At 71.6% G+C, this 22,099-nt stretch carries 22 protein-coding genes; 10 read left to right on the top strand and 12 right to left on the bottom strand.

The genetic code is table 11. The features are described 5' to 3' along the window. Positions 1 to 8: 8 nt before the first annotated feature. Entirely contained in the window at positions 9 to 1,454 is a 1,446-nt protein-coding gene (locus ABZ624_RS26115) for an MmgE/PrpD family protein (RefSeq protein WP_360093646.1), read from the bottom strand. Positions 1,455 to 1,574: 120 nt separating this feature from the next. Here ABZ624_RS26115 and ABZ624_RS26110 point away from each other — a divergent pair, with 120 nt between their 5' ends. Then, positions 1,575 to 2,264, top strand: coding sequence for a GntR family transcriptional regulator (locus ABZ624_RS26110; RefSeq protein WP_360093643.1), 690 nt, complete (start codon positions 1,575 to 1,577; stop codon positions 2,262 to 2,264). Positions 2,265 to 2,394: 130 nt separating this feature from the next. Here ABZ624_RS26110 and ABZ624_RS26105 read toward each other — a convergent pair whose 3' ends face one another. The 3 genes from ABZ624_RS26105 to ABZ624_RS26095 form a co-directional block, all read right to left on the bottom strand. Further along, on the bottom strand, positions 2,395 to 2,550 hold the full coding sequence (locus tag ABZ624_RS26105; protein ID WP_360093640.1) for a hypothetical protein: 156 nt from the start codon (positions 2,548 to 2,550) through the stop codon (positions 2,395 to 2,397). Between the two features lie 403 nt (positions 2,551 to 2,953). Beyond that, entirely contained in the window at positions 2,954 to 3,352 is a 399-nt protein-coding gene (locus tag ABZ624_RS26100) for a PIN domain-containing protein (RefSeq protein WP_360093637.1), read from the bottom strand. Further along, a complete protein-coding gene (locus tag ABZ624_RS26095) occupies positions 3,349 to 3,669 on the bottom strand; it encodes a hypothetical protein (protein ID WP_360093634.1) in 321 nt (106 codons plus the stop codon). Before ABZ624_RS26095 ends, ABZ624_RS26100 begins: the two co-directional genes overlap by 4 nt. A 357-nt stretch (positions 3,670 to 4,026) precedes the next feature. Between ABZ624_RS26095 and ABZ624_RS26090 the strand changes: the two genes are divergently transcribed. The 3 genes from ABZ624_RS26090 to ABZ624_RS26080 all read left to right on the top strand — a co-directional run bounded on the left by ABZ624_RS26090 (position 4,027) and on the right by ABZ624_RS26080 (position 6,699). Next, positions 4,027 to 5,340 (top strand): phosphatase PAP2 family protein, encoded by a 1,314-nt coding sequence (locus tag ABZ624_RS26090; protein WP_360093631.1) that lies wholly within the window; start codon positions 4,027 to 4,029, stop codon positions 5,338 to 5,340. Between the two features lie 47 nt (positions 5,341 to 5,387). Continuing rightward, entirely contained in the window at positions 5,388 to 5,753 is a 366-nt protein-coding gene (locus ABZ624_RS26085) for a hypothetical protein (protein ID WP_360093628.1), read from the top strand. Positions 5,754 to 5,877: 124 nt separating this feature from the next. Then, positions 5,878 to 6,699, top strand: a complete 822-nt coding sequence (locus ABZ624_RS26080; protein WP_360093625.1) for an SDR family oxidoreductase — start codon at positions 5,878 to 5,880, stop codon at positions 6,697 to 6,699. 27 nt (positions 6,700 to 6,726) lie between these two features. Here the strand turns inward: ABZ624_RS26080 and ABZ624_RS26075 are convergent, their stop codons facing one another. The 6 genes from ABZ624_RS26075 to ABZ624_RS26050 form a co-directional block, all read right to left on the bottom strand. Next, a complete protein-coding gene (locus ABZ624_RS26075; RefSeq protein WP_360093622.1) occupies positions 6,727 to 7,887 on the bottom strand; it encodes an MAB_1171c family putative transporter in 1,161 nt (386 codons plus the stop codon). After that, complete coding sequence (locus ABZ624_RS26070; RefSeq protein ID WP_360093619.1) at positions 7,874 to 8,374, bottom strand: regulator component; 501 nt, start codon at positions 8,372 to 8,374, stop codon at positions 7,874 to 7,876. Before ABZ624_RS26070 ends, ABZ624_RS26075 begins: the two co-directional genes overlap by 14 nt. 175 nt (positions 8,375 to 8,549) lie before the next feature. Beyond that, positions 8,550 to 9,554 carry a methylmalonyl Co-A mutase-associated GTPase MeaB gene (gene meaB / locus ABZ624_RS26065; protein ID WP_360093616.1) on the bottom strand — a complete coding sequence of 335 codons (1,005 nt, stop codon included), beginning with the start codon at positions 9,552 to 9,554 and terminating at the stop codon, positions 8,550 to 8,552. Positions 9,555 to 9,560: 6 nt separating this feature from the next. Beyond that, complete coding sequence (gene scpA, locus ABZ624_RS26060) at positions 9,561 to 11,723, bottom strand: methylmalonyl-CoA mutase (RefSeq protein WP_360093613.1); 2,163 nt, start codon at positions 11,721 to 11,723, stop codon at positions 9,561 to 9,563. Continuing rightward, on the bottom strand, positions 11,723 to 13,525 hold the full coding sequence (locus ABZ624_RS26055; RefSeq protein WP_360093610.1) for a methylmalonyl-CoA mutase family protein: 1,803 nt from the start codon (positions 13,523 to 13,525) through the stop codon (positions 11,723 to 11,725). The genes scpA and ABZ624_RS26055 overlap by 1 nt, the downstream gene beginning before the upstream one ends. An 85-nt stretch (positions 13,526 to 13,610) precedes the next feature. After that, the gene (locus ABZ624_RS26050; RefSeq protein ID WP_360093607.1) at positions 13,611 to 14,120 is read right to left on the bottom strand and encodes a MarR family transcriptional regulator; all 510 of its coding nucleotides are present in this window, start codon (positions 14,118 to 14,120) and stop codon (positions 13,611 to 13,613) included. Positions 14,121 to 14,234: 114 nt separating this feature from the next. Here ABZ624_RS26050 and ABZ624_RS26045 point away from each other — a divergent pair, with 114 nt between their 5' ends. After that, on the top strand, positions 14,235 to 14,750 hold the full coding sequence (locus ABZ624_RS26045) for a YceI family protein (RefSeq protein ID WP_360093604.1): 516 nt from the start codon (positions 14,235 to 14,237) through the stop codon (positions 14,748 to 14,750). Positions 14,751 to 14,752: 2 nt separating this feature from the next. Here the strand turns inward: ABZ624_RS26045 and ABZ624_RS26040 are convergent, their stop codons facing one another. Then, positions 14,753 to 16,462: a hypothetical protein gene (locus ABZ624_RS26040; protein ID WP_360093826.1), complete on the bottom strand. Its 1,710-nt coding sequence runs from the start codon at positions 16,460 to 16,462 to the stop codon at positions 14,753 to 14,755. A 279-nt stretch (positions 16,463 to 16,741) separates the two neighbouring features. Between ABZ624_RS26040 and ABZ624_RS26035 the strand changes: the two genes are divergently transcribed. From ABZ624_RS26035 to ABZ624_RS26015, 5 genes are all read left to right on the top strand, one after another. Beyond that, positions 16,742 to 17,131: a cell division protein SepF gene (locus tag ABZ624_RS26035; RefSeq protein WP_360093601.1), complete on the top strand. Its 390-nt coding sequence runs from the start codon at positions 16,742 to 16,744 to the stop codon at positions 17,129 to 17,131. Positions 17,132 to 17,808: 677 nt separating this feature from the next. After that, positions 17,809 to 19,014, top strand: a complete 1,206-nt coding sequence (locus ABZ624_RS26030) for an ATP-binding protein (protein ID WP_360093598.1) — start codon at positions 17,809 to 17,811, stop codon at positions 19,012 to 19,014. Then, positions 19,011 to 19,379 carry a nucleotide pyrophosphohydrolase gene (locus ABZ624_RS26025; RefSeq protein ID WP_360093595.1) on the top strand — a complete coding sequence of 123 codons (369 nt, stop codon included), beginning with the start codon at positions 19,011 to 19,013 and terminating at the stop codon, positions 19,377 to 19,379. The genes ABZ624_RS26030 and ABZ624_RS26025 overlap by 4 nt, the downstream gene beginning before the upstream one ends. Positions 19,380 to 19,545: 166 nt before the next feature. Then, positions 19,546 to 20,034 carry a DUF6099 family protein gene (locus ABZ624_RS26020; protein WP_360093592.1) on the top strand — a complete coding sequence of 163 codons (489 nt, stop codon included), beginning with the start codon at positions 19,546 to 19,548 and terminating at the stop codon, positions 20,032 to 20,034. Positions 20,035 to 20,159: 125 nt separating this feature from the next. Then, entirely contained in the window at positions 20,160 to 21,083 is a 924-nt protein-coding gene (locus ABZ624_RS26015) for an LLM class F420-dependent oxidoreductase (protein ID WP_360093589.1), read from the top strand. Between the two features lie 51 nt (positions 21,084 to 21,134). On the opposite strand, the gene ABZ624_RS26010 is transcribed toward ABZ624_RS26015, so the two are convergent. Next, positions 21,135 to 22,052 carry a D-alanyl-D-alanine carboxypeptidase gene (locus ABZ624_RS26010; protein ID WP_360093586.1) on the bottom strand — a complete coding sequence of 306 codons (918 nt, stop codon included), beginning with the start codon at positions 22,050 to 22,052 and terminating at the stop codon, positions 21,135 to 21,137. Between the last annotated feature and the right edge of the window lie 47 nt (positions 22,053 to 22,099).

Below are 22,099 nucleotides of genomic sequence, written 5' to 3'. Positions count from 1 at the left end.
GTGATGGGTCAGTCGAGGACGCCGCGCGCGGGGGCGGCGAGCAGGTCGACCAGGCGGCGGAGATCCGGCTGGTCTTCGAGGTCGAGGACGATGTGTTCGATCTCGGCGGCGCGGTCGGCATCGATGACGCCGGCGGCCAGCGCCCGGTACTTCTCCCGGATCTCGACGTTCGTGAGCGGATCGTCCGGGCCGCCATGAGGCTGGTTGAGGGCCTGGGTGACGACCGAGCCACCGCGCAGCGCGATCGTGAGGCGGGTGTTGTAGCCGCGCTGGGTCCAGCTGGGATCCTGCGGCTCGTCAACCTGCTTCACCTCGGTGCGGCCGATCAGCTGCCAGACGTCGTCGGCGTCGATCCGGGCCGGCGTGAACTGCTCAGGGCGCACGTGGCCGTCCAGGAGGGCCACGGCGGTGGCGTAGGCGATGTTCATCTGGGCACCGATGGTGGTCAGAGGGCGTTCCGGGGGCCACCACCCGTGGTGGTAGATCGCGTCAGGTACCTCGATGCGGAGGGATTCGATGTCGTCGGCACCGAGCGTGCGGCCGTCGGTCATCGCGAGGGCGGCGTCGATGGCGGGGTGGAGCCCGCCCATCGCCGCATGGATCTTCACCGTGATCTGCTCGGTGTTCCATTCCTGGCCCAGGCCCTTGGTGATCTGGGTGGCGTCGGGGTTGTGGCCTTCACCGAAGGTGGACAGGAACCCGCCGTAGGGGCGCTCGAAGACCTTCTTGATGCCGGTGTAGCCGGCCTGGGCGAGCCCGGCGGCGTAGAAGCCGTTGCGGGAGGCCAGGCCGTGGTGCATCCGCTTCGACATCGCCTCGTACTGCGCGGCCATCAGGCCGGCGGACTGTGTGGCGGCCAGGCCGAGCGCGTCCTCGAACGCGGCGGCGTCCAGGCCGCGCAGCGCCCCGGATGCGGCGGCGGCAGCGTGCGTCCCGAAAACCGAACCGGAGTGCCAGCCACGGGAAAGCATTTCCGAACCGTGCAGCGCCAGGCCCACCCGGGTGCCGGTCTCGAAGCCCAGGACCGTCGCCCGCAGGAACTGCGCGCCCGTGACCGACGGCAGCTGCGACGCGGTGGACAGCAGCGCGGGCAGCACCAGGGAAGTGCTGTGCAGCGGGGCGGCCGGGTAGTAGTCGTCCAGCTCGAAGCCCTGGATGAACGTGCCGTTGAGCACCGCGGCCGCCGGGCCGCTGGTGGTGCGCCCCCAACCGATCACCGGAACGTCCCCGGTGCCCTCCAGGCCCAGGACCGCCTCGACGGCCGTGCGCGACCACGGCAGCCGGGCACCGATCAGTGCGCAGCCCAGGCCGTCGAGCACCAGGTGCGCGGCCCGCTCCCGCACCGAGGCGGGGATCTGCTCCAGCGAGGTGGCGGTCAGCCACGTGGCCAGCTGCCCCGTGGGGCCCCTCGGGTCGGTGGGCTGTCGGGTGGTCGTTGGCGTCGGTGCGGACACCGCGCTCACCTCCAATGTCGTGGAACCCGGATCGGGCGGAAGGAGTGGTGCCGTCCCCCGGACACTTACATTATAATTTATAACATCTAGTTTTATGGGGTCGGTGGGTAGCATGTGCGGGTGGCTCTCAAGCGAACCTCTCTACCCCGTACCGCCGAGGCCGTGGCCCTTGCGGAACTCCGCGACGCGATCGTCCGCGGTGACCTGGCCCCCGGCGCGCCGATCCGTCAGAGTGCGGCTGCCGAGGAGCTGGGGCTGAGCGTCATCCCGGTCCGTGAGGCCCTCAAGACGCTGGCCGGGGAGGGGATCGTGACGTACGTCCCGCAGCGCGGTTACACCGTCACCGAGCTGAGCCCGCAGAGTGTGGACGGCATCTTCCGGATCAGGGGGCTCCTGGAGGCGGAGGCCGAGGGGAACGCGGCGGCCCGGATGCGGTCCGAGGACATTGCCGCGATGCGCACTGCTCTGGAGGCTCAGCGTGCCGCCGTCGCCAGGGTCGATGTGCAGGGCGTGATCACCCACAACCGGAATTTTCACTTCGCACTGCTCGACCGCTGCGACAACGAATGGATGCTGCGCTTCGTCCGGCAACTGTGGGAGGCCCTGGAGCCGCACCGCGCCCTGTCCTACCGCCGCGGAGCCGCCTCCGGCGACCTTGCGCGGATCGAGGCGATCCTCACCGAGCACGACGACATCGTCACCGCCTTCGAGGACGGCGACCGGGCTCTCGCACTGCGCCTGCTGGCCGAGCACCGCACGCAGGGGCGCTCCGATTTCCACCGGCTGCTCAGTTCACCCGAGGGCCGGTAGGGCGCTCGCCGCGCTCTTGCCGGGTCGCCACTGAGGAGCGCAGGAACCGGGGGGATGCCGTTCACGTGCATGCCTCTGTGGTCCGGTGGGTGCGCCCGCAGCCGTCAGTTACGAGTGCGGGTGCAGGAGGTCAGATTCCTTCGAGGCGGATCGCGTCGGTCTTGGGGCCGAGAACGGCGACCGCCACGCTCATCAGGGCGAGCAACGTGGCGCACAGCAGGTACGGGGATCCCGCGCCCAGCGCGTGGAGGATCGACAGGGTGCAGAACGGCAGGGCGGCTGCCATCAGCCTGGAGTGCGCACAGGTACGGCCCGGAGCCGTGTGGCGGACCTCGCTGGGAAGCAGCTCGGGTCCATATGCGCGCGAGACGGTCGCGTCGATGCCAGGTCGCCGATGAGTCCGTAGGCGCGTTCGGTCACGGCCGTGCGATGGGTGGCGGTGCCCTGCGGGGCGCGGGCCTTGTCGTCGCCGACGGGCGTCCGCTGCTCGCGGTGGAGCGGGCGCGGCCCGCGCGCTCGGTGGCTGCCGAGCGAGTGGGCGGTGGAGGTGTTGGCGGCGAGCTCTCACTCGCCACCTCCCCCCGGGGGGTCAGGTGCTGCGCTGGGCCAGCTCGGTCCGGCCGGACGGAGCGCATGGCTGCTGTTCCGCGGCCCACGGAGTCGCACAGCAGCCGGTGCGGCGGCTTGGATCAGACCTTCTCGGCGGCCACGCGGGGGTGGGCGGCGGTGAGCATGCTGATGTCCTCGACGTCGGAGGTCAGGATCGTGACACGGCCCGACTGGGTGAGGGCGGTGGCGCAGAGCATGGCGTCGATGGCGTACTTGTGGCCGTGGAGCCCGGCCGCACGCAGCAGGCCGGCGGCGGACTGGGCGACGGCCTGGGTGACGGGCTCGACCCGCAGCCGGGAGAGCGTCCACTTCAGTGCGGCGTCGTTGATCTTCGGGTGGACCACCTCGACGAGAACCGCGGCCGAGGTGATCACCGGAAGGTCCGCGTCGCGGGCGGCGGTGAGCCACTCATGGACCTCCCGGTCGCGCTGCACGGCCTTGGCCAGGCCCTCGGTGTCCAGGATGAGTGCGCCGCTCACGCGGTCGCCCCGGCCCCGGAGGCGCCGCCCGTGAGCTTGGCCCGCTTGGCGGCCACGGCCTCCGGGTCGGCGGCGCCGTTGGTCTTGTCGAAGTCGGCGATCAACTCGTCCAGGTTGTCACGCTCGATCTGTCGCTGCGCGGCCTTCTCGAGGTAGGCGGACACGCCCCGCTTACCGACCCGCTCGCGGATCGCCTGGAGGGTGCCGGCGGTCAGGGAGACGGAGATGCCGCTGCTGGGGCCGTCGCCGGGAGGGAAGTCGGTGCCGGCCGTACCGTCGCGATCGTGCGGCGCCTCCTCGATCCGCCCAGCCCCCACCGTCCGACCACCATCGACCTGGGAGCGCGGGCGGCGGACGCGGACCGCGACGTGTCCGGCACCTGGGCGGCAGGGCCCGCGATGTGACCGTGGGCCCGGCCCTGTTACCCCGTCCGGGTGACCGTCGACCGTTCCGGCCCGGCGTCATCCGTCGTGCGCAAGTCTCGTCCCAGCCGGCTTCAGCGAAGACGCCACAGCGACGACTTCACGATCCGGCTGATCACCGGGGCGCCCGCATCACTCCGATAACATGTTCGAGCTCGCGATGATTACCTTCATCGCTTTTCCTTTATTTAGTCCATATCGAACAAATCGGCCAGACGATTGATATCTAGAGCGTCGCGGGTGTTTTCGCGCATGAACAGCAGGACGGTGCTGTGGGCCGCAGCGGGTGTGGCGGCTCTCGGATTCCTCATCGCGCTGGAGATCGCCGCACGCCGCTACGGTCAACCGGGGCCGCTCACCGACCAGGTGAAAGGGGTGATCTGCGCCCCGAAACCGGGGCCGCTGTACGGCGGCATGGCGTTGATGATGGTAGTGCTCACCTGGCGGCAACGGTTCATCGCGGCCGGTGCCGCGATCGGCATCGACGTCGTCTTCGCGCTGGTGCGGTGGGCGGTCGACGCCAAGGTGGACGAAGGACATTCCTTCGGCAACGGCGCGTTGTGGGTGATGTTGGGCTGTGCGGTCATCGCCCTCACGCGCCGCACCGGCGCCGAACGCGCGCTGCTGCTGAAGGGCGTCGGGCTGGGCCTGCTGCTGGTGGCCGGCCGCAAGGCCGGCGACACCTGGCTGCTCATCACGTCCAAGGCCCGCCCGTCGGTGCTCGACCAGTACGTGGCAACCGCCGATCACGCACTGGGCAACCCGTCATGGCTGGTGGGCCGGATCGTCGGGGCCACCGGCCCGCTCGGCCCCCGTCTTCTCCACGTGGTCTACGCACAGCTCGCGGTGGCCGCGGTCGTCGTCGCGCTGTACCAGCTGCGCGACGTGGCGGTCGAGCGCCGCTTCCCGAGCCATCATCTGGTGCGCACCTTCCTGGTGATCGGCCTCGTCGGACCGGGCATCTACATGATCTTCCCGGTGGTCGGACCGGTCTTCGCCTACGGCCCGGGTGCCTCCGGCACCGGCGGCCTGCACTGGGCGGTGGCCGACCTGTGGCCCCACACACCGCCGCCGATCAGCCCCCCGCACCCGATGCCGTACGACGGGATCACCCCCCGCAACTGCATGCCCAGCCTGCACACGGCATGGGCCACCGCGATCTTCATTCACTCCCGCAAGGGCCCGCGGATCCTGCGCTGCGCGGGCACGTTCTGGCTGGTCGCCACGCTCACCGCAACACTGGGATTCGGCTACCACTACGGCGTGGATCTCGTCGCCGGCGTGGTGTTCGCGCTCACCATCGAGGCAGCGATGCGCTCGCTCGACCGCGGCTGGGACCGGCCGGGAATCCAGCTGGTCCTCCATGGCGCGACGGTCTTTGCCGCGCTCCTGGTGTCGTACCGCTTTCTGCCGGTGGAGATGGCCATGCATCCATGGGTGTGCGGGCCGCTTCTCCTTCTGGCCATGGCCTCGGTGGTCTACGGCTACCTGCGGACCACCAGGCTCTGGGAACCGGCTGCCGCACCGACGCGGCAACCGGGACCGCAACCCGAGCCGGTTTGCTGATCGTCTGTGTCTATCCTGGTCACGGCCGTACAGGGGGAAGGGTGACGATGGAATCGTTCTGGTGGGTGCTGGTCGTCTTCGGGATGGGTGGCTTCGGGTGGGCCGCCGACACCGTCCGTACCGCGTTGAAGAACCGGCATGAGCGGAAGCTCGAACTGATGGAAGCGGCGAAGCAGGAGCGGCTCGCCCTCGAAGCGGCCCATCGGGCGCCGGAACCCGTGTGCGGGTGTACCCACCACCTGGCCAAGCACGACAAAGAGGGCCGTTGCCACGAACGCGTGGAGATCCCCACGGCCTGGGACGAGCACAAGAAGCCGTTGCGCTACGAGGCGGGGCAGTGCAACTGCCAGCAGTACGTCGGCCCGCAGCCACTGTCCCAGGTGTTCGCCGAGGACCTGACGGACCGGATCTGAGCCGGCCGCGCGACCGGTGCCTGACTCGCGCCTGTCTCAACATCATCGGTGGTGAACCCCGCGGCCTGTGCCCCCGTCTACGATCGAATCCGTTTTGTGGTCTCGGACAGAGGGTCGAAGAACAGTGACGGACAAGCGAGTTGTCATCGTGACCGGCGCGGGCTCGGGCATCGGCGAAGCCACCGCGCGGCTGCTGTGCGAGGGCGGGCACCACGTGGTCGCCTCCGGGCGGCGGGCCGAACCGCTGCAGCGGCTCGAAAAGGAGACCGGAGCGCTGGCGTGTCCGTCCGATGCGGGCGACCCCGCCGCCGTCGACGGCCTCGTGCGGGCGGCCCTGGACGCCTACGGGCGGCTCGACGGGCTGGTGCTCAACGCGGGTATCGGGCGCGGCGGAACCGCCGGAGACCTGTCGCTGGAGGACTGGGACAACGTCATGCGGACGAACGTCACCGGTCCGATGCTCCTCCTGCGCGCGGCGATGCCGCACCTGGTGCAGACGCGGGGAGCGGTGGTCGGCGTCGCGTCGGTCTCGGCGTTGCGCAACGGCCAGGGCAACGCCCCGTACGCCACGTCGAAGGCCGCCCTGCTGCAGCTGTGCCGTTCCGTCGCCGTCGACTACGGGCGGCAGGGGGTGCGCGCCAACGTGGTGTGTCCCAGCTGGATCAGGACCGAGATGGCCGACCGGCGCATGGCCCGTTTCGCCCAGGAAGCGGACCTGGGCGACGGCGGCATGGAGGCTGCCTACGAGGAGGCGACCAGGCTGCTGCCCATGGGCCGGCCGGGCGACCCGCGTGAGGTCGCCGAGGCGATCAGCTGGCTGCTCTCGCCGGCGGCGTCCTTCGTCAGCGGCGCGGTGCTCACCGTGGACGGCGGGGCCACGGCCGTCGACCTCGGCACCGTGGCGTTCGACCACCACATCGCACCGCGCGGCGGCAGCGAACTCTGACCCCGTGTGCTGTCCGACGCCTCCGCGTCAGGGGCGTGGGGAGTGCAGCGCGCCGGGCACCGTGGCGAACGGGTCCGTGGGGGAAGGCCACATCCTGGCGATCGCCAGGAGCGTTGCCGCGCTGCCGCGTTCGACGCCGGGCAGCGGGCACGGGGCGGACGGCGCCGCGCCGCTGAGCTTGGCCCGCCGGGCCTCGTCCAGCGCGCCGGCGAGTGCCGCCGCGGCCAGGCGATCCCCCCGCATCCCCGCACGGCCCGCCCGCCGGTGAGCCGTGTCGTACGCCTCCGGCCGGACGTACTGCTGCAGTTCCAGGAGCGCGTCGTACGTCTCGATGATCTGCCGGTGCGCCTGCAGCGCCCACGACGAGCGGGGCCGCAGCACTGCCTGCAGCCGGGTCCGCTGCGGGCCGGCGAGGGCCACCTGGGGGACCGCGACCACCAGATCACGCCACAGCGGCCACAGCTGCCAGACGGTCCGCAGCGCCGCCATGGACCGGGCGAGCGCGGTGGCGGTCGGCACCAGCAGCGAGGCCGCGCGGAAGAAGCCGTGCGCGCTGATGACCACGGACAGGTAGGGCATCAGGTCCTGGTCGGGCACGTAGAGGTGGTAGAGGTAGCCGAACCAGAAGACCAGGGCCAGGACGCTGCCCATCGCGAACATCCGGAGCGACCACACCAGGTCACGGTCGCCCGTGCGCAGGCTGTACGGCCAGCAGACGACGACGGCGGCGGCGTCCCCGGCCAGATGGGAGACGGCGAGGATCAACCAGTACAGGGACGAGGCCGTGGCCGGACCCTGGGGCGACGCCGGGGCAGCCGTCTGAGTGACACCGAGCAGGTCCAGCGCGAGCAGCGAACCCAGGGCCGTCACCAGGCCCAGGATCACGGTGACACGCTGGTGCCGGGCCCGGGTGGAGTCGACGATGAAGAGGAGCACCAGGCCCGCGCTCAGCACGCCGATCAGGTTACGGGTCAGCGAGACCGTGTGGGCGCCGACGCCGAGGGCCGCGAACCGGGCCACGACCTTTGGCTGGAAGAGCGTGATGGCGATGGTCGCGGCGAGGACCGTGAGCCACAGTCCCCGCTGGTTCGGCAGGCGCAGCGCCGGACCCGCCCGCCAGACGAGGGCGATCCACAGGGTGACGACACTGCAGACCCCGACGTGGTCCGCAAGCTCAGTCGCTGTCAACGTCCGTCACTCCCAGGAAGGCACCGAGTCGCCCCAGGGGGCCTGCCGGGCGACCGGGCTTCCCGGCGCTCTGTATCAGACTGGCGATCATCTCGGCTTCTTGTTCCTCGCTGGTCGTGTAACTGGTCCGGGCCATGAGCCGGTTGACGAAGTGCGGCTGGAGCTGGAGATCTCCGACCAGTGGACCGGCCAGGTCCTCGGCCCGGTTGGTGACGCCCCGGTGGTGATCGCAGAGCACATGGCCGATCTCGTGGAGGATGATGTGCTCCCGGTGCAGGGGCGCGGTCCGTGCCTCGTAGAAGATGTAGTCGGCCTTGTCGGTGCCCATCCACAGCCCGCAGACCCCGGTCGCCGCCACCTCCTCGGGCAGCTCCCGCAGCACGAGAGGGCGGCCCCTCAGCTCCTGCACCTGCTCACGTATCGCCTCGAAGGGCAGGGAACGCTGGACGCCGAGATCGCGCAGGATCGTCAGGCATCTGCGTTGCAACGCGACGTAATCACCGGTTGTCCTCACTTACTGTCTTGACCCCCTTCCGATGAAGACAGCTCGTGGCACGTCACGTTGTGCTTGCGGCCCGAACTCGACCCAAGCTAACCAACCGTCCGCCGCTGGGACCAAGTCCGGGCCGCCTTGTGCCCGGCCTTTGGCTCAAATCCGGCGCTCAGGCCCCGGCCGGGGGGATCGTCCGGCCCTCGAACGCCTCCAGGATGCGTTCCGCCGCCAGGGTCGCGGTCAACCGGCCCTCCCGCACCTGCTGTTCCAGTCCGGGCGCGGCCTCGCGCACCGCCGGGTCGGCGTGCAGCCGGCCGAGCAGTTCGTCGCGGACCATCGCCCAGGTCCAGCCGACCTGCTGATCGCGCCGCTTGGCGGCCAGCCGCCCGGTGGAGTCGAGCAGGGCGCGATGCCGCTCCAGGCGCTCCCACACCGTGTCCAGACCCGTCGACTCGCGGGCGCTGCAGTGCAGCACCGGCGGGGTCCAGAACGCGTCCTTGCCGTGCATCAGCCGCAGCGCGCCCGCCAACTCGCGTGCCGCCGCCCGCGCGTCGCGCTCGTGCGGGCCGTCCGCCTTGTTGACGGCGATCACGTCGGCCAGCTCCAGGACGCCCTTCTTGATGCCCTGCAGCTGGTCCCCGGTACGGGCCAGGGTCAACAGCAGGAAGGAGTCGACCATGTCGGCGACCGCGGTCTCCGACTGGCCCACGCCGACGGTCTCGACGAGGATCACGTCGTAGCCCGCCGCCTCCATCACCACCATCGACTCCCGGGTGGCCTTGGCGACCCCGCCCAGCGTGCCCGCGCTGGGGGAGGGCCGGACGAAGGCCGCCGGGTCGACCGCCAGGCGTTCCATACGCGTCTTGTCGCCGAGGATCGAGCCGCCGGTGCGCGTCGAGGACGGGTCGACCGCGAGGACGGCGACCCGATGGCCGAGCGAGGTCAGCAGCGTGCCGAACGCGTCGATGAACGTCGACTTGCCCACGCCCGGCACCCCGCTGATGCCGATCCGCCGTGCCCGGCCGCTGTGCGGGAGGAGCTGCGTCAGCAACTCCTGCGCCAGCGCCCGGTGCTGCGGCCGGGTGGACTCGACGAGCGTGATGGCGCGGGCCACCAGGGCCCGCCTGCCGTCGAGCACACCCTTCACATACGTGTCGAGATCGATCGCTGCCATGCGGGATCAGAGGTCGTGGCCGAGGTCGGCCGCCAGCCGCTTCACCAGGTCGTACGCCGCGTCCGGGATCACCGTTCCCGGCCCGAACACGGCCACGGCGCCCATCTCCAGCAGGGTCGGCACGTCCTGCGGCGGGATCACCCCGCCGACCACGACCATGATGTCCTCGCGGCCCTCCTCGGCGAGCTTCTCGCGCAGCGCCGGGACGAGGGTCAGGTGGCCCGCGGCCAGCGAGGACACGCCGACCACGTGGACGTCCGCCTCGACCGCCTGCCGGGCGACCTCCTCCGGCGTCTGGAACAGCGGGCCGACGTCGACGTCGAAGCCGAGGTCGGCGAAGCCGGTGGCGATCACCTTCTGGCCGCGGTCGTGGCCGTCCTGGCCCATCTTGGCGACCAGGATGCGCGGCCGGCGCCCCTCGGCCTCCTCGAAGGCGTCCACCAGGGCACGGGTGCGGTCCACGTTCGGCGACTCGCCTGCTTCGTTGCGGTACACCCCGGAGATCGTACGGATCTGGCTCGCGTGCCGGCCGTACACCTTCTCCAGGGCGTCGGAGATCTCACCGACGGTCGCCTTGGCGCGGGCCGCGTGCACGGCCAGCTCCAGCAGGTTCTCCTTGCCGTCGGCCGCCCGGGTGAGCGCGTCCAGGGCGTCCTGGCAGGCCTGTTCGTCCCGCTCCGCGCGCAGCCGCCGCAGCTTCTCGATCTGCTGGGCGCGTACGGAGGAGTTGTCGACCTTGAGGACCTCGATCTGCTCGTCGCTGTCGACCCGGTACTTGTTGACGCCGATCACCGGCTGCCGCCCGGAGTCGATGCGGGCCTGCGTCCGCGCCGCCGCCTCCTCCACGCGCAGCTTCGGGATGCCGGCGTCGATGGCCTGCGCCATGCCGCCCGCCTGCTCGACCTCCTGGATGTGCGCCCAGGCCTTGCGCGCGAGGTCGTACGTCAGCCGCTCCACGTAGGCGCTGCCGCCCCAGGGATCGATGACCCTTGTCGTCCCCGACTCCTGCTGGATGAGCAGCTGGGTGTTGCGGGCGATGCGCGCGGAGAAGTCGGTGGGCAGGGCCAGGGCCTCGTCGAGGGCGTTGGTGTGCAGCGACTGGGTGTGGCCCTGGGTCGCCGCCATCGCCTCCACGGCCGTACGCGTGACGTTGTTGAACACGTCCTGTGCGGTCAGCGACCAGCCCGAGGTCTGCGAATGGGTGCGCAGGGACAGGGACTTGGTGTTCTGCGGCTCGAACTGGGAGACCAGCTTGGCCCACAGCAGCCGGGCCGCCCTGAGCTTCGCGACCTCCATGAAGAAGTTCATGCCGATCGCCCAGAAGAACGACAGCCGCGGTGCGAACGCGTCCACGTCCAGGCCCGCCTCGCGGCCCGCGCGGAGGTACTCCACGCCGTCCGCGAGCGTGTACGCCAGCTCCAGGTCGGCCGTCGCGCCCGCCTCCTGGATGTGGTAGCCGGAGATGGAGATGGAGTTGTAGCGCGGCATCCGCTGCGAGGTGTACGCGAAGATGTCGGAGATGATCCGCATCGACGGCTTCGGCGGATAGATGTAGGTGTTGCGGACCATGAACTCCTTGAGGATGTCGTTCTGGATGGTCCCGGCCAGCTTCTCGGGCGGTACGCCCTGCTCCTCCGCCGCCACGATGTACAGCGCGAGCACCGGCAGTACGGCGCCGTTCATCGTCATCGACACCGTCATCCTGTCGAGGGGGATCCCGTCGAACAGCTGCCGCATGTCGTAGATCGAGTCGATGGCCACGCCCGCCATGCCGACGTCACCCGTCACGCGCGGGTGGTCGCTGTCGTAGCCGCGGTGCGTGGGCAGGTCGAAGGCGACCGACAGGCCCTTCTGGCCCGCCGCCAGGTTGCGCCGGTAGAAGGCGTTGGACTCCTCGGCGGTGGAGAAGCCCGCGTACTGGCGGATCGTCCAGGGCTGGTTGACGTACATCGTCGGGTACGGGCCGCGCAGATACGGCGCGATACCGGGGTACGTCCCCAGGAAGTCCAGGCCCTCCAGGTCGCGGCCGGTGTACAGCGGCTTGACCCCGATGCCCTCCGGGGTCTCCCACACCTGCTGTTCGCCGCCGGTCGCCGCACGCCATTCCTCGGCACTGCCGTCGGCGACCGGCGTCCCCAGCTCGATGCCGGAGAAGTCGGGGATTCCCATCAGGACACTCCCATGCGGTCGAGGGTCGCGGACAGCACGGCCACGGCGTCGCAGCCCGCGAAGACGTACGAGTCGATGCCGGAGTACTCGGCCGGGCGACCGGCGAGGAACACGTGCCGGGCGCCTGCCGCGCGCAGTGACTCGGCGGTCTGCCCGGCCTGTTCGGCGTACAGGGCGTCGCTGGAGCACAGCACGGCCTCGGTGGCGCCGCTGTCCTCGAAGCGGCCCTCGGTGACCGGCTCGATGCCACCCGCCTGGAAGAGGTTGGAGGCGAACGTCGCGCGCGCGGTGTACGCGGCGGCCGGGCCGATCGTCGCGAGGTAGACCCGCGGGCGGGTGCCGGTCGCGGCCAGGTGGGCGTCGGAGCGGGCGCGCAGTTCCTCGTACGCCTCGTCGCGGCGCACCCGCGGCAGACCGCCGGACGGCGGCTCGGGCGCGGGCTCGCGCTCCACCGGCTTCTCGGCGAGGAACGGGAACTCGCTGACCCCGGTGATGGGTTCGCGCCGCTTGGCGAGCTGCTTGGAGCGCTCCGCCCAGGTCGTCGCGAGGTCGGTGCGCAGCCGGCCGGAGCGCAGTACGGCCGCCTGACCGCCGTCGCGCTCGATCGTCCGGAAGAACTCCCAGGCTGCCTGGGCGAGTTGGTCGGTGAGCTGCTCGACGTACCAGGATCCGCCCGCCGGGTCGATGACCCGGGCCAGGTGCGACTCCTCGATGAGGATCGTGGAGGTGTTGCGGGCGATCCGCCGGGAGAACGCGTCGGGCAGGCCGAGCGCGTGGTCGAACGGCAGCACGGTGACCGAGTCGGCGCCGCCGACCCCGGCGGCGAGCGTCGCGACCGTCGCGCGGAGCATGTTCACCCACGGGTCGCGGCGGGTCATCATCACCGGCGAGGTCACCGCGTGCTGCACCTGCGCGCCGGGAACCGCGCAGACCTCGGCGACCCGGGCCCACAGCCGGCGTGCGGCCCGCAGCTTGGCGATGGTGAGGAACTGGTCGGCGGTGGCCGCGTAACGGAACTCCAGCTGCGCCGCGGCCTGTTCGGGGCTCAGTCCGGCCTCGGTGAGGTCCCGCAGATAGGCCACGCCGGTGGCGAGCGAGGCGCCCAGCTCCTGCGCGGCCGAACCGCCCGCCTCGTGGTACGGCAGCGCGTCCACGGTGAGCGCGCGCAGCCCGGGGTACTGCTCGGCGCAGCGCGCGGCCAGGGCGGCGTACGACGCGAAGTCCAGCGGGGTGCCGGTGCGGGCCTCGTACCCGAGCGGGTCGCCGCCCAGATTGCCGCGTACGGCCTTGGCGTCGACGCCGTGGTCCGCGTACAGCCGCAGCAGCGCCTCGGCGGCCTGCTCGGTGTCCCGGCCCGCGTCCAGGACCACCGGCGCCAGGTCGAGGTACACGCCCTGAAGCGCCCGGCCCAGCCCGTCGACCGGGATGCCGCCCTCGCCCAGCACGAGCCACAGCGAGGTGCCGCCGTTCTCCAGGTCGGCCAGAGCGGCGTTCTCCGCGTGGGCGGTGTGCCGCTGCCGTACGTCCCAGCCGCCCGTGGTGTTGCCCTCGGGGCGGCTGCCGCGCACATACGGGGCGAAGCCGGGCAGACCGGGGTCGGGCGCGGCGTCGCGCGCCGTGTAGAGGGGCCGGGTGCGCAGCCCGTCCTCCAGCGTCGTGGACAGAGCGTCCTCAGCTGCCGCGCCCGAGACTTCCTTGCCCGACTTGCGCAGCACGCCCTCGACCAGGCGTTGCCACTGCTCGTGTGTCGCGTCAGGGAACTCGGCGGCCAGTGAGAGCCCGTCGTCAGGCAGGACCGTCATGGCTCGGATGCTAGGGCAGCATGCTCAAGTGAGTGCAGGGCAGGGGCTGTGAGGTTTCCCTCCTTGCCCTTGTGACCTGTGCCGCTCAGTCGCCGGACGGCTCCTCGTCCGGGTCCGGCAGCTCCGGTACGAGTGCGCACATGGCCGCGCGCTGGTCGGGGCCCATGGAGTCGGCGAGGGCCTGCCGGACGGTCCCGGCGAGCAGGGCGGAGGTCTCGCCGAGCAGGTCACGGGCCTTGTCGGTGAGGGCGACCTGCACGCCGCGCCTGTCGCCGCACACCGACCTGCGGGTGACGAGACCTGCCCGCTGGAGGCAGGCGACCTGGTAGGTGAGCCGCGTCTTGGGGCGGCCGAGGAGGTCGGCGACCTGGGTCATGCGCAGTCCGGTGCGGGGCTGCTCCGCCAGCAGGCACAGGATCAGGAACTCGTCGTGGGAGACGTCGAGGGCCTCCTTCACGACCGACCGCAGCCGCTGCTCCACGGCGCCCGTGGCGGCCAGCAGGATCATCCACGCGCGCAGCTCGTCGGGCAGCAGGCCGGCGCCTGCGGCGGGGCATCGCAGCTGGTCGGCGGGGGGCGCGTCGGAGTCGGGCATGAGACGAGTCTAACCGTGGTGCAAATTTGGACGACTTGGTTGTCCAATTTTGGATGAGGGGCTAGCGTGGCGGCAGTCATCCAAATTTGAACCACTCGACCCGGGAGTACGACCATGACCGTCGCCGTGCAGACAGGCACCTGGCAGCTCGACCCGGCCGCGTCCACCGTGGCGCTGCGGCACCGGACCCTGTGGGGCCTGGTCACCGTGAAGGGCACCTTCACCGCCGTCAGCGGCTCGGGTGAGGTGCGGCCCGACGGCTCGGCCGCCGGCACGGTGACCCTGGACGCCGCCTCCCTGGACACCCGGCACGCCAAGCGCGACACCCATCTGCGCTCGGCCGACTTCTTCGACGCCGGCACCCACCCGGAGATCACCTTCGCCGTCCGCGGTGCCGACCGCCTCGACGGCGACGGCGTCCGGATCACCGGTCAGCTGACCGTGCGGGGCATCGGCAGGCCCATGACCCTCACCGCGCGCCTGACCGGCACGGGCGCCGACGCGGTCACCCTGGAGACGGAGTTCACCGTGGACCGCGAGCAGTTCGCCATGGGCTGGAACCAGCTGGGCATGATGCGCGGCCTGACCACGGTGACGGCGGGGCTGCGCTTCACCCGCACGGCCTCCTGAGGTCAGCCCTCGGGGTCGAGCTCGGCCCGCTTCACGTCCCGCGTGGACAGCGTCTGCGGGGTCGCCGTGAACGCCCGCAGCCGCAGCCGGGTGCTCTTCTTCACCGGCACCGTGAACCTCCCGGAGGGCGCCCGGAGTTCGACGGTCGCCGTCGTGTGGGCGGGAATCGTGGCCGGTCCGCGCACCTGGGTCCAGTACTGGTTCATGCCCTGGCCCGTGGTGATCATGTAGTGCGGGATGAGCGCGTCGTCGCCGGTGTTGGTCACCTTCACCGACATCGCGGAGACCGTGTGCACGGACGGGCGTCGGACCGCCGTGATGTCCATGCGCAGCGGCGGCCTGCCCGTCGCGGCGAGGGTCGCGCTCAGCAGGGCCGGCGCCACCAGCAGCACCACGGCCGTGACCAGGGCGGGCCGACGGCGCGTGCCGGTCAGCCACCGGGGCCGCGGCTGCCAGGCGCCCGAGAAGTCCGACAGCGGCACGGTGATCGCCGCCGCCAGCCACAGCGGCGTCATCAGCAGGTAGTAGCCGTCCTGGGAGCGGGTCGCCACATAGAAGGCGCACCAGGGCAGCACGGTCGCGGCCGGACCCAGCCGCCGGACGAACAGCGCGAACAGGGCCAGCAGGGCCGCGGCGAGCAGCATGCTCGCGTGGCCGTACCAGTCGAGCCGGTCGCTGCCGTGGGTGAAGTACAGCGAGATGCTCACCAGGCCCTGGCCGTGCAGCACCGCGCCCTGGGTCAGCGGCAGCGCGATGCCGCCCAGCCACGGACCCGGCTCGGTCACGATGAAATACGCGTTGAGCAGCAGCCAGGTGAGGACCGCGATCCCGAGGATCCGCAGCACCACCCGCGCGGCCTGACGCCCGCCGAGTTCACCGCGGCGCACGGCGTAGATCCCGGCCAGCAGGAACGGGGTGACGAACCAGGGGAGTTGCTGTGCCGCGCACGCGGCGCCGAGGCACGCCGCCCGCGCGATCCCGGCCGGGCCCAGCCGGCCCCCGGCGCCGAGCCGCGGCCAGCGCACCACCACCGGTACCAGCAGGACCAGGCCGACGATGGCCGGATAGCCCTGACGGGCGTACATCGGCAGGAAACTGAAGCCCAGACAGAGCATCGTGGCCGCGGAGCGCCAGGGCGCCGGCAGCAGCCGCCACAGCATGACCGTGCCCGCGATCAGCACCACCGTCACCGCCGCCGTCGCCGGCGCCCCGTTGTGGCCGAGCCACAGGAAGGGAGCGGTGATCAGCGGGGTCAGCGGGGGATAGCCGTACGTGAAGTCGTAACCGCCGGTCGTCGTCGCCGTCAGGGCGACGCCCTTGAGGCGGAAGAGCCACGGCCACGGGTGGTCGTAGAGCTGGTGCCCGCCCACCATCTCCTTCGCGGCCTGCGTGGTGAGGACCGCCTCGTCGCCGCCGGCGTGGTTCAGCGCCCAGGCGCACAGCGTGAGGACGATCGCCGTCCCCAGCACCACGAGGTCCAGGCGGGCCAGCGAACGCGTCCGGCGAACCGTGAGGGCGAGCACGCCGGTCACCAGGATCGAGGCGTAACAGAGGGAGACCGCGGCCGCCAGGACCAGATGGTGCGTGGCCGCCTGCGCCCACACCGAACGCGTGCCGATGAACAGGCTGACGTCGGCGAGCAGGGTGAGTACGCGATGCCACTGGGCGGGGGGTCCTTGGACCTCCGCGCGGGCAACCGGGAGGGCGGACACCGCCGACTGTGTCCGCCGGCCGGGTGCCACCTGCTGGGTTTCTGCCAAGTGCACGGGAGTGGACGCTATCGGGGGTGGATGGCCGACACATGGCCGGACGTGAAGAGAACGGTATGAGCGCGGTAAGAAGCGGGCGTAAGCGTACATGTGCCGCGGTTCGCTTCCCGCTGGGGGGCACCGGAGCGGTCGCGCAGTGTGTCGCTGTTGGGCCGAACGGGTGACTTGGCGTAAGAATTGGCTGGTGCAGGCAATGAGTGCGAGTCAGGTCGGGGGGAGCCGGTGAGCCGTTACGACGTCACCGATGAACAGTGGGAAGGGCTCGCCCAGGTCGTGCCGCTGCGGGGCCGCGACGCCTGGCCGTCCGCGGTGAGCCACCGCTCGCTGCCGGACGCCGAGACCGAGACCCGGCGCCGGTTCGTGGTCCTGCGGGTCAATGTCTTCGCGGACGCCCGCGAGGTCGCCGAGACCCTGATGACCGGCGCGCCGGTCCTGCTCGACCTGACCGGCGCGGAGACCGAGGTCGCCAAGCGCGTCCTCGACTTCAGCACGGGCGTTGTCTTCGGCCTGGGCAGCGGGATGCACCGCGTCGACCGCAATGTGTTCCTCCTCACCCCACCCGGCACGGAGGTCAGCGGGCTGATGGAGGGCGTGGGCGTGTCGGGGAACTGACCTTGCCACCGGCGGCCGAGCGCGGCACCTGCGGCGGCTGAGCCTGAGGTGTTCGTGATGAGCGCGGTACCCGAGGCGGCGGAGTCCGGGGACTCGGCGACGAGCGCGTGACGCGGCTGCGCGCCGGGCGCGGGAGTCGGCCTTCCCGGTCGGCCGGTCGGTGCCGTGCGGCCGGCGGGTGCAGTGATGCCGGCCGGTGAGCTTCAGCGGCGGTGAGGTGGTGCCGGCGCCGCCCTTCCCGGCGGGATCGGCGGTGGTGGTGCTCTGAAGTCCGCTTTGTGTTTCGGCGGGTTCGGTGGTGCCGCGGAGTCCGGCTGTGCTTGGGCGGGGTTGGTGGTGGCGCCGCGTGGTCCGGCTGTGCTCGGGCGTGGTCGATGGTGGTGTTGCGATGTCCCGCTGTGCTTGGGCGGGTTGGGTGGTGGTGTTGCGCTGTCCGACTGTGCTTCAGGGGACGGCCGTGGTGGTGCCGCGGCCGGTGCTGCGCTTCGCGGCGGGATCGGCCGTGCTGGTCCGGCGGTGCGCGTGGAGGCGGCATGGCCGGTGGGCCCGTCGCTCCTCGCCCGCTGTCACTCGACCGAGTGGCCCCGGTGCCGTTTGCGCCTGCCCGATCGCCCGATCGTAGGAAGGTGCCGGACAGGAAACGGTTCGGCAGATGGGCCGGGTCCTACGGTCCGGGCATGGCCGTGCCCTCCGTGTCCGCCCAACCGCCGGCGGCCGACGTCTCCACCGCGACCGTCCCCGCGCAGTCCCGCGAGCCCCGTGAGTCCCCCGACGTGCGCGCCCGGATCACCGAGTTGCGGCTGTCGGCCTTCGCCGGGCACCGGGGGGCCGGATTCCGGCTGGGGCCCGTCACCCTGTTCACGGGGCGCAGCGGCGCGGGGAAGACGACCGCGCTCGCGGCCTACGAGGCGCTCGCCCGGCTCGGCGGCGGAGCCTCGCTCTACGAGGTGTTCCCGGACCCGGTGGCCTGTGTGCCGCAGCGGGCGCGCCCCGACGCGGGAGGACGACGGGGGTTCCGGATCGGGTGTACCGCCGACGGCGCCGAGGGACCGGTCCGGCTCGACGTCGCCGTACAGGCCGAACCGGACCTCAGGATCGTGGGGGAGCGGCTGACCGCGCGCGGGGTCGTCCTGCTGGAGACCGCGCTGCGCGACCCCGGGCGCGGTACCGTCCAGGCCGCCTGGCACACCGCGGGCTCCGCCCCGGTGACCCGTGCCCCGCTGCCCGACGACCGCCTGGGCACCGCCCTGCTGCCGCTGCGTGTCGCCGGCAAGACGGACGGACAGCGCCATGTGCTCGCCGCGGCCGAGCAGATGGTGGTCGCCCTGCGCTCCGTCTTCCCCTGCGATCCCCGCCCCGAGGGCATGCGCACCCCCGTCCGCACCGGCTCCGGCCGGCTGCTGCCCGGCTGCGACAACCTCGCCGAGGTGCTGTGGCGCACCCGCGCGGAGTGCGCCCGCCGGCACGGCCTGCTGGTCGAGGCGCTGAGCGCGGGCTGCGCCGGGCCGGTGACCGACCTGGTCGCCGAACCGCTGCCGGACGGCACGGTACGGGCGCTGCTCGACCGCGGCGCCGGCCCGCGCACCGAACTGGCCCGGCTCGGCGACGGGGAACTGCGCTATCTCGCGCTGACGTTGGTCCTGCTGACCGGTCCCGGCGTCCTGGACCTGGACGCGCCCGGCGAGGTGCCCGACGCCCTGCGCACCCTCACCGTCCTCACCGACGGCTTCGACCGCTGCCTCGACCCGGCCCAGCGCCGGGAACTGCTGCGGACGGCCGTCCGGATGGGTGCACGCGGACACATCCGGTGCGTGGGCGCGGTGAGCGACGCCTCGTGGGCGGCCGGGACCGAGGGCGTCACAGTGGTACACCTGGACGCGTGACGGAACCTCTCGACCTGGCCCGACTCCAGCGCAGGCTCACCGAGTTCGCGGCCGCCCGGAAGTGGCAGCCCTACCACACCCCCAAGAACCTCGCCGCCGCGCTCTCGGTGGAGGCCTCCGAACTGGTCGAGATCTTCCAGTGGCTGACCCCGGAGGAGTCGGCGCGGGTGATGGCCGACCCCGGCACCGCGCACCGCGTGACGGACGAGGTCGCCGATGTCCTCGCCTATCTCCTGCAGTTCTGCGCCGTGCTCGGCATCGACCCGCTGGCCGCCCTGTCCACCAAGATCGACCGCAATGAACAGCGCTTCCCGGCGCCGGGAGCGGAGGGCGGCTCCGAGGGACGCGAACTGCCGGAGGGATGAACTCCGTTGTTACTCTCCGGAGTCAAACCACCTGTCGAATCCGAATTGTTGTCCACAGATTTCCGTCTACCTCTGGCTTTTCGCCCGACGCGCCTTCACTCTGGGTAGTGGACAAGGGAGTTCCAGAGGGCGTGCGGAGACGCACGCGGAAGGACGGGGGCGACACATGGATGCGGTACGGCTGATCCTCACGAGCCGACGTGCCCTGGCGGGCGGCGCCGACGCGGGCGAGATCATGGCGGAGGTGTGGCAGGCGCAGGCCCTGGCCCAGGCGATCGGCAGCCGGCTCGCGGTCTCCGGCCCGCCGGAGCTGCGCGGCGAGGCGCTCGGCCTGACGGAGCTGGCGGGCCGGGGCTGCGGAGTCCTCGACCCGCCCGAACTGGACCTGGGCGATCTGCGCGCCGCCCAGCTCACCGAGCTGGACGACGCCCGCGAGACGCTGCTGTGTCTCGGCGGTCTGCTCGGCGAGGTCGGCATAGCCCTGGTCGGCGTGGCCAGCGCCGCGGCCGACGAGACGACGTACTGGCAGTGCATGGAAGCCATCGACGCGGCCGACGAGTCCCGCGACCGCGTCCTGGAGATGCTGCGCAAGCTGGCGGCACGGGAGGAGGCGTTACAGGAGGACGGCAACCGGAACAGCCCGTCCGGCGTGTGAGGACGGGGCCGTTCAGGCGGGTGAGGACGGGGCCGTTCAGGCGGGTGATTTTCACCCGACCGTGGACGGCCGTGCCCGGCGGTACCGGCGAGGCGGACGCGGTGTGCGGCGTGCAGGATAGATGTATGGACCTTCGAATCTTCACCGAGCCCCAGCAGGGCGCCACCTATGACACCTTGCTCACCGTGGCGAAGGCCACCGAGGACCTGGGCTTCGACGCCTTCTTCCGCTCCGACCACTATCTCTGTATGGGCGGCTCCGACGGCCTGCCCGGCCCCACGGACGCCTGGATCACGCTGGCCGGCCTGGCCCGCGAGACCAAGCGCATCCGCCTCGGCACCCTGATGACTGCAGGAACCTTCCGGCTGCCCGGCGTGCTCGCCATCCAGGTCGCCCAGGTCGACCAGATGTCCGGCGGCCGGGTGGAGCTGGGCCTCGGCGCGGGCTGGTTCGAGGAGGAGCACAGGGCGTACGGCATCCCGTTCCCGAAGGAGAAGTTCGCGCGGCTGGAGGAGCAGCTCGCGATCGTCACCGGGCTGTGGGCGGCCGAGGTCGGCAAGACCTTCGACTTCCACGGCACGTACTACGACCTGACCGACTCGCCCGCGCTGCCCAAGCCCGCCCAGCAGAAGGTCCCGGTGCTCATCGGCGGCCACGGCGCGACCCGTACGCCGCGGCTGGCCGCCCGGTACGCGGACGAGTTCAACATCCCGTTCGCCTCCGTCGAGGACAGCGAGCGGCAGTTCGGCCGGGTGCGGGCCGCCGCCCAGGCGGCGGGCCGCGGCGCGGACGCGCTGACGTACTCCAACGCGCTCGTGGCCTGCGTCGGCCGGGACGACCAGGAGGTCGCCCGGCGCGCCGCCGCGATCGGCCGTGAGGTGGACGAGCTGAAGGCCAACGGCCTGGCCGGCTCGCCGGCCGAGGTCGTCGACAAGATCGGCCGGTACGCCGGGATCGGCTCCCAGCGGATCTATCTGCAGGTGCTGGACCTCGATGACCTGGACCACCTGGAACTGATCTCGGCCCAGGTCCAGTCCCAGCTGTCGTGACCGACGGGCGAGGCCGCCGCCGCCGGGGACAGCGGCGGCCTCGCCCGTGTGTCAGCCGCGCTGCGCGAAGCCGTAGTCGAGGATCTTCGCGGCGTCCTTGAAGCGCTGGTCCGGCGAGGTGTCGGCGAGGATCGTGCCCACGACCGTGCGGCCGCCGCGCGTCGCCGCGAACACCAGGCAGAACTTCGCCTCCGGCCCGGAGCCGGTCTTCACGCCGATCGCGCCCCGGTAGGTGCCGAGCAGCGTGTTGCTGTTGTTCCACGCCTCCATCGCGTGCGTGCCGCCACCCGGCCGGTAGGACTTCATGTCCTTGTACACCGGGGTGCCGACGACCTTCTTGAACGTCTTGTTCTTCAGTGCGGTCGCGGCCAGCTTGGTCAGGTCGCGCGACGAGGCGAAGTTGTGGCCGTTGGACACCCCGTCGAAGCCGTCGAAGTGGGTGTCGGCCAGGCCCAGTTCCCGTGCCTTGCCGTTCATCTCGGCGATGAACGACTTGGTCCGCTGGGCCGTCGTCGATCCCGTGCCGTAGGTGTCCGCGAGCGCGTAGGCCGCGTCGCAGCCCGACGGCAGCAGCAGGCCGTACAGCAGGTCTCCGACGCTCATCGAGTCGCCGAGGATCAGACGGGCGCTCGAATAACGCTGGGTCTTCGTGGTGGGGTCGATGACGTAGTCCGTGTACTCCTTCTTGATCTTCACCTTGCGGCTCAGGTCCAGGTGGGGCTGCGACAGCACCACCAGAGCCGTCATGATCTTCGTCGTGGACCCGGTCCGCAGCCGTGCGTCCGGCGCCTGGCCGAACAGCGTCTTCCCCGTGGCCGGGTCGAAGGCGTACGCGCCCTCGGCCGGCACCTGCGGTGCCGGGGCCGCCTGGGCGGGAGCCGCCGCGAGGACCCCCGTGCTCAGGACCGCCCCCGCCAGTGCCGCGACGACGGTCCGTCTGCGGGCGCGGACTCCGTGGCCGTTGGTCATGGTCACCCCTTGCGTCAGTGGTCAGTTGACGAGGGATCACTATGCCG

Source organism: Streptomyces sp. NPDC007205 (assembly GCF_040634095.1).
GTDB lineage: Bacteria > Actinomycetota > Actinomycetes > Streptomycetales > Streptomycetaceae > Streptomyces.
The sequence above is the reverse complement of the archived record's forward strand: the minus strand, read 5'-3'. Positions and strand labels throughout refer to the sequence as shown.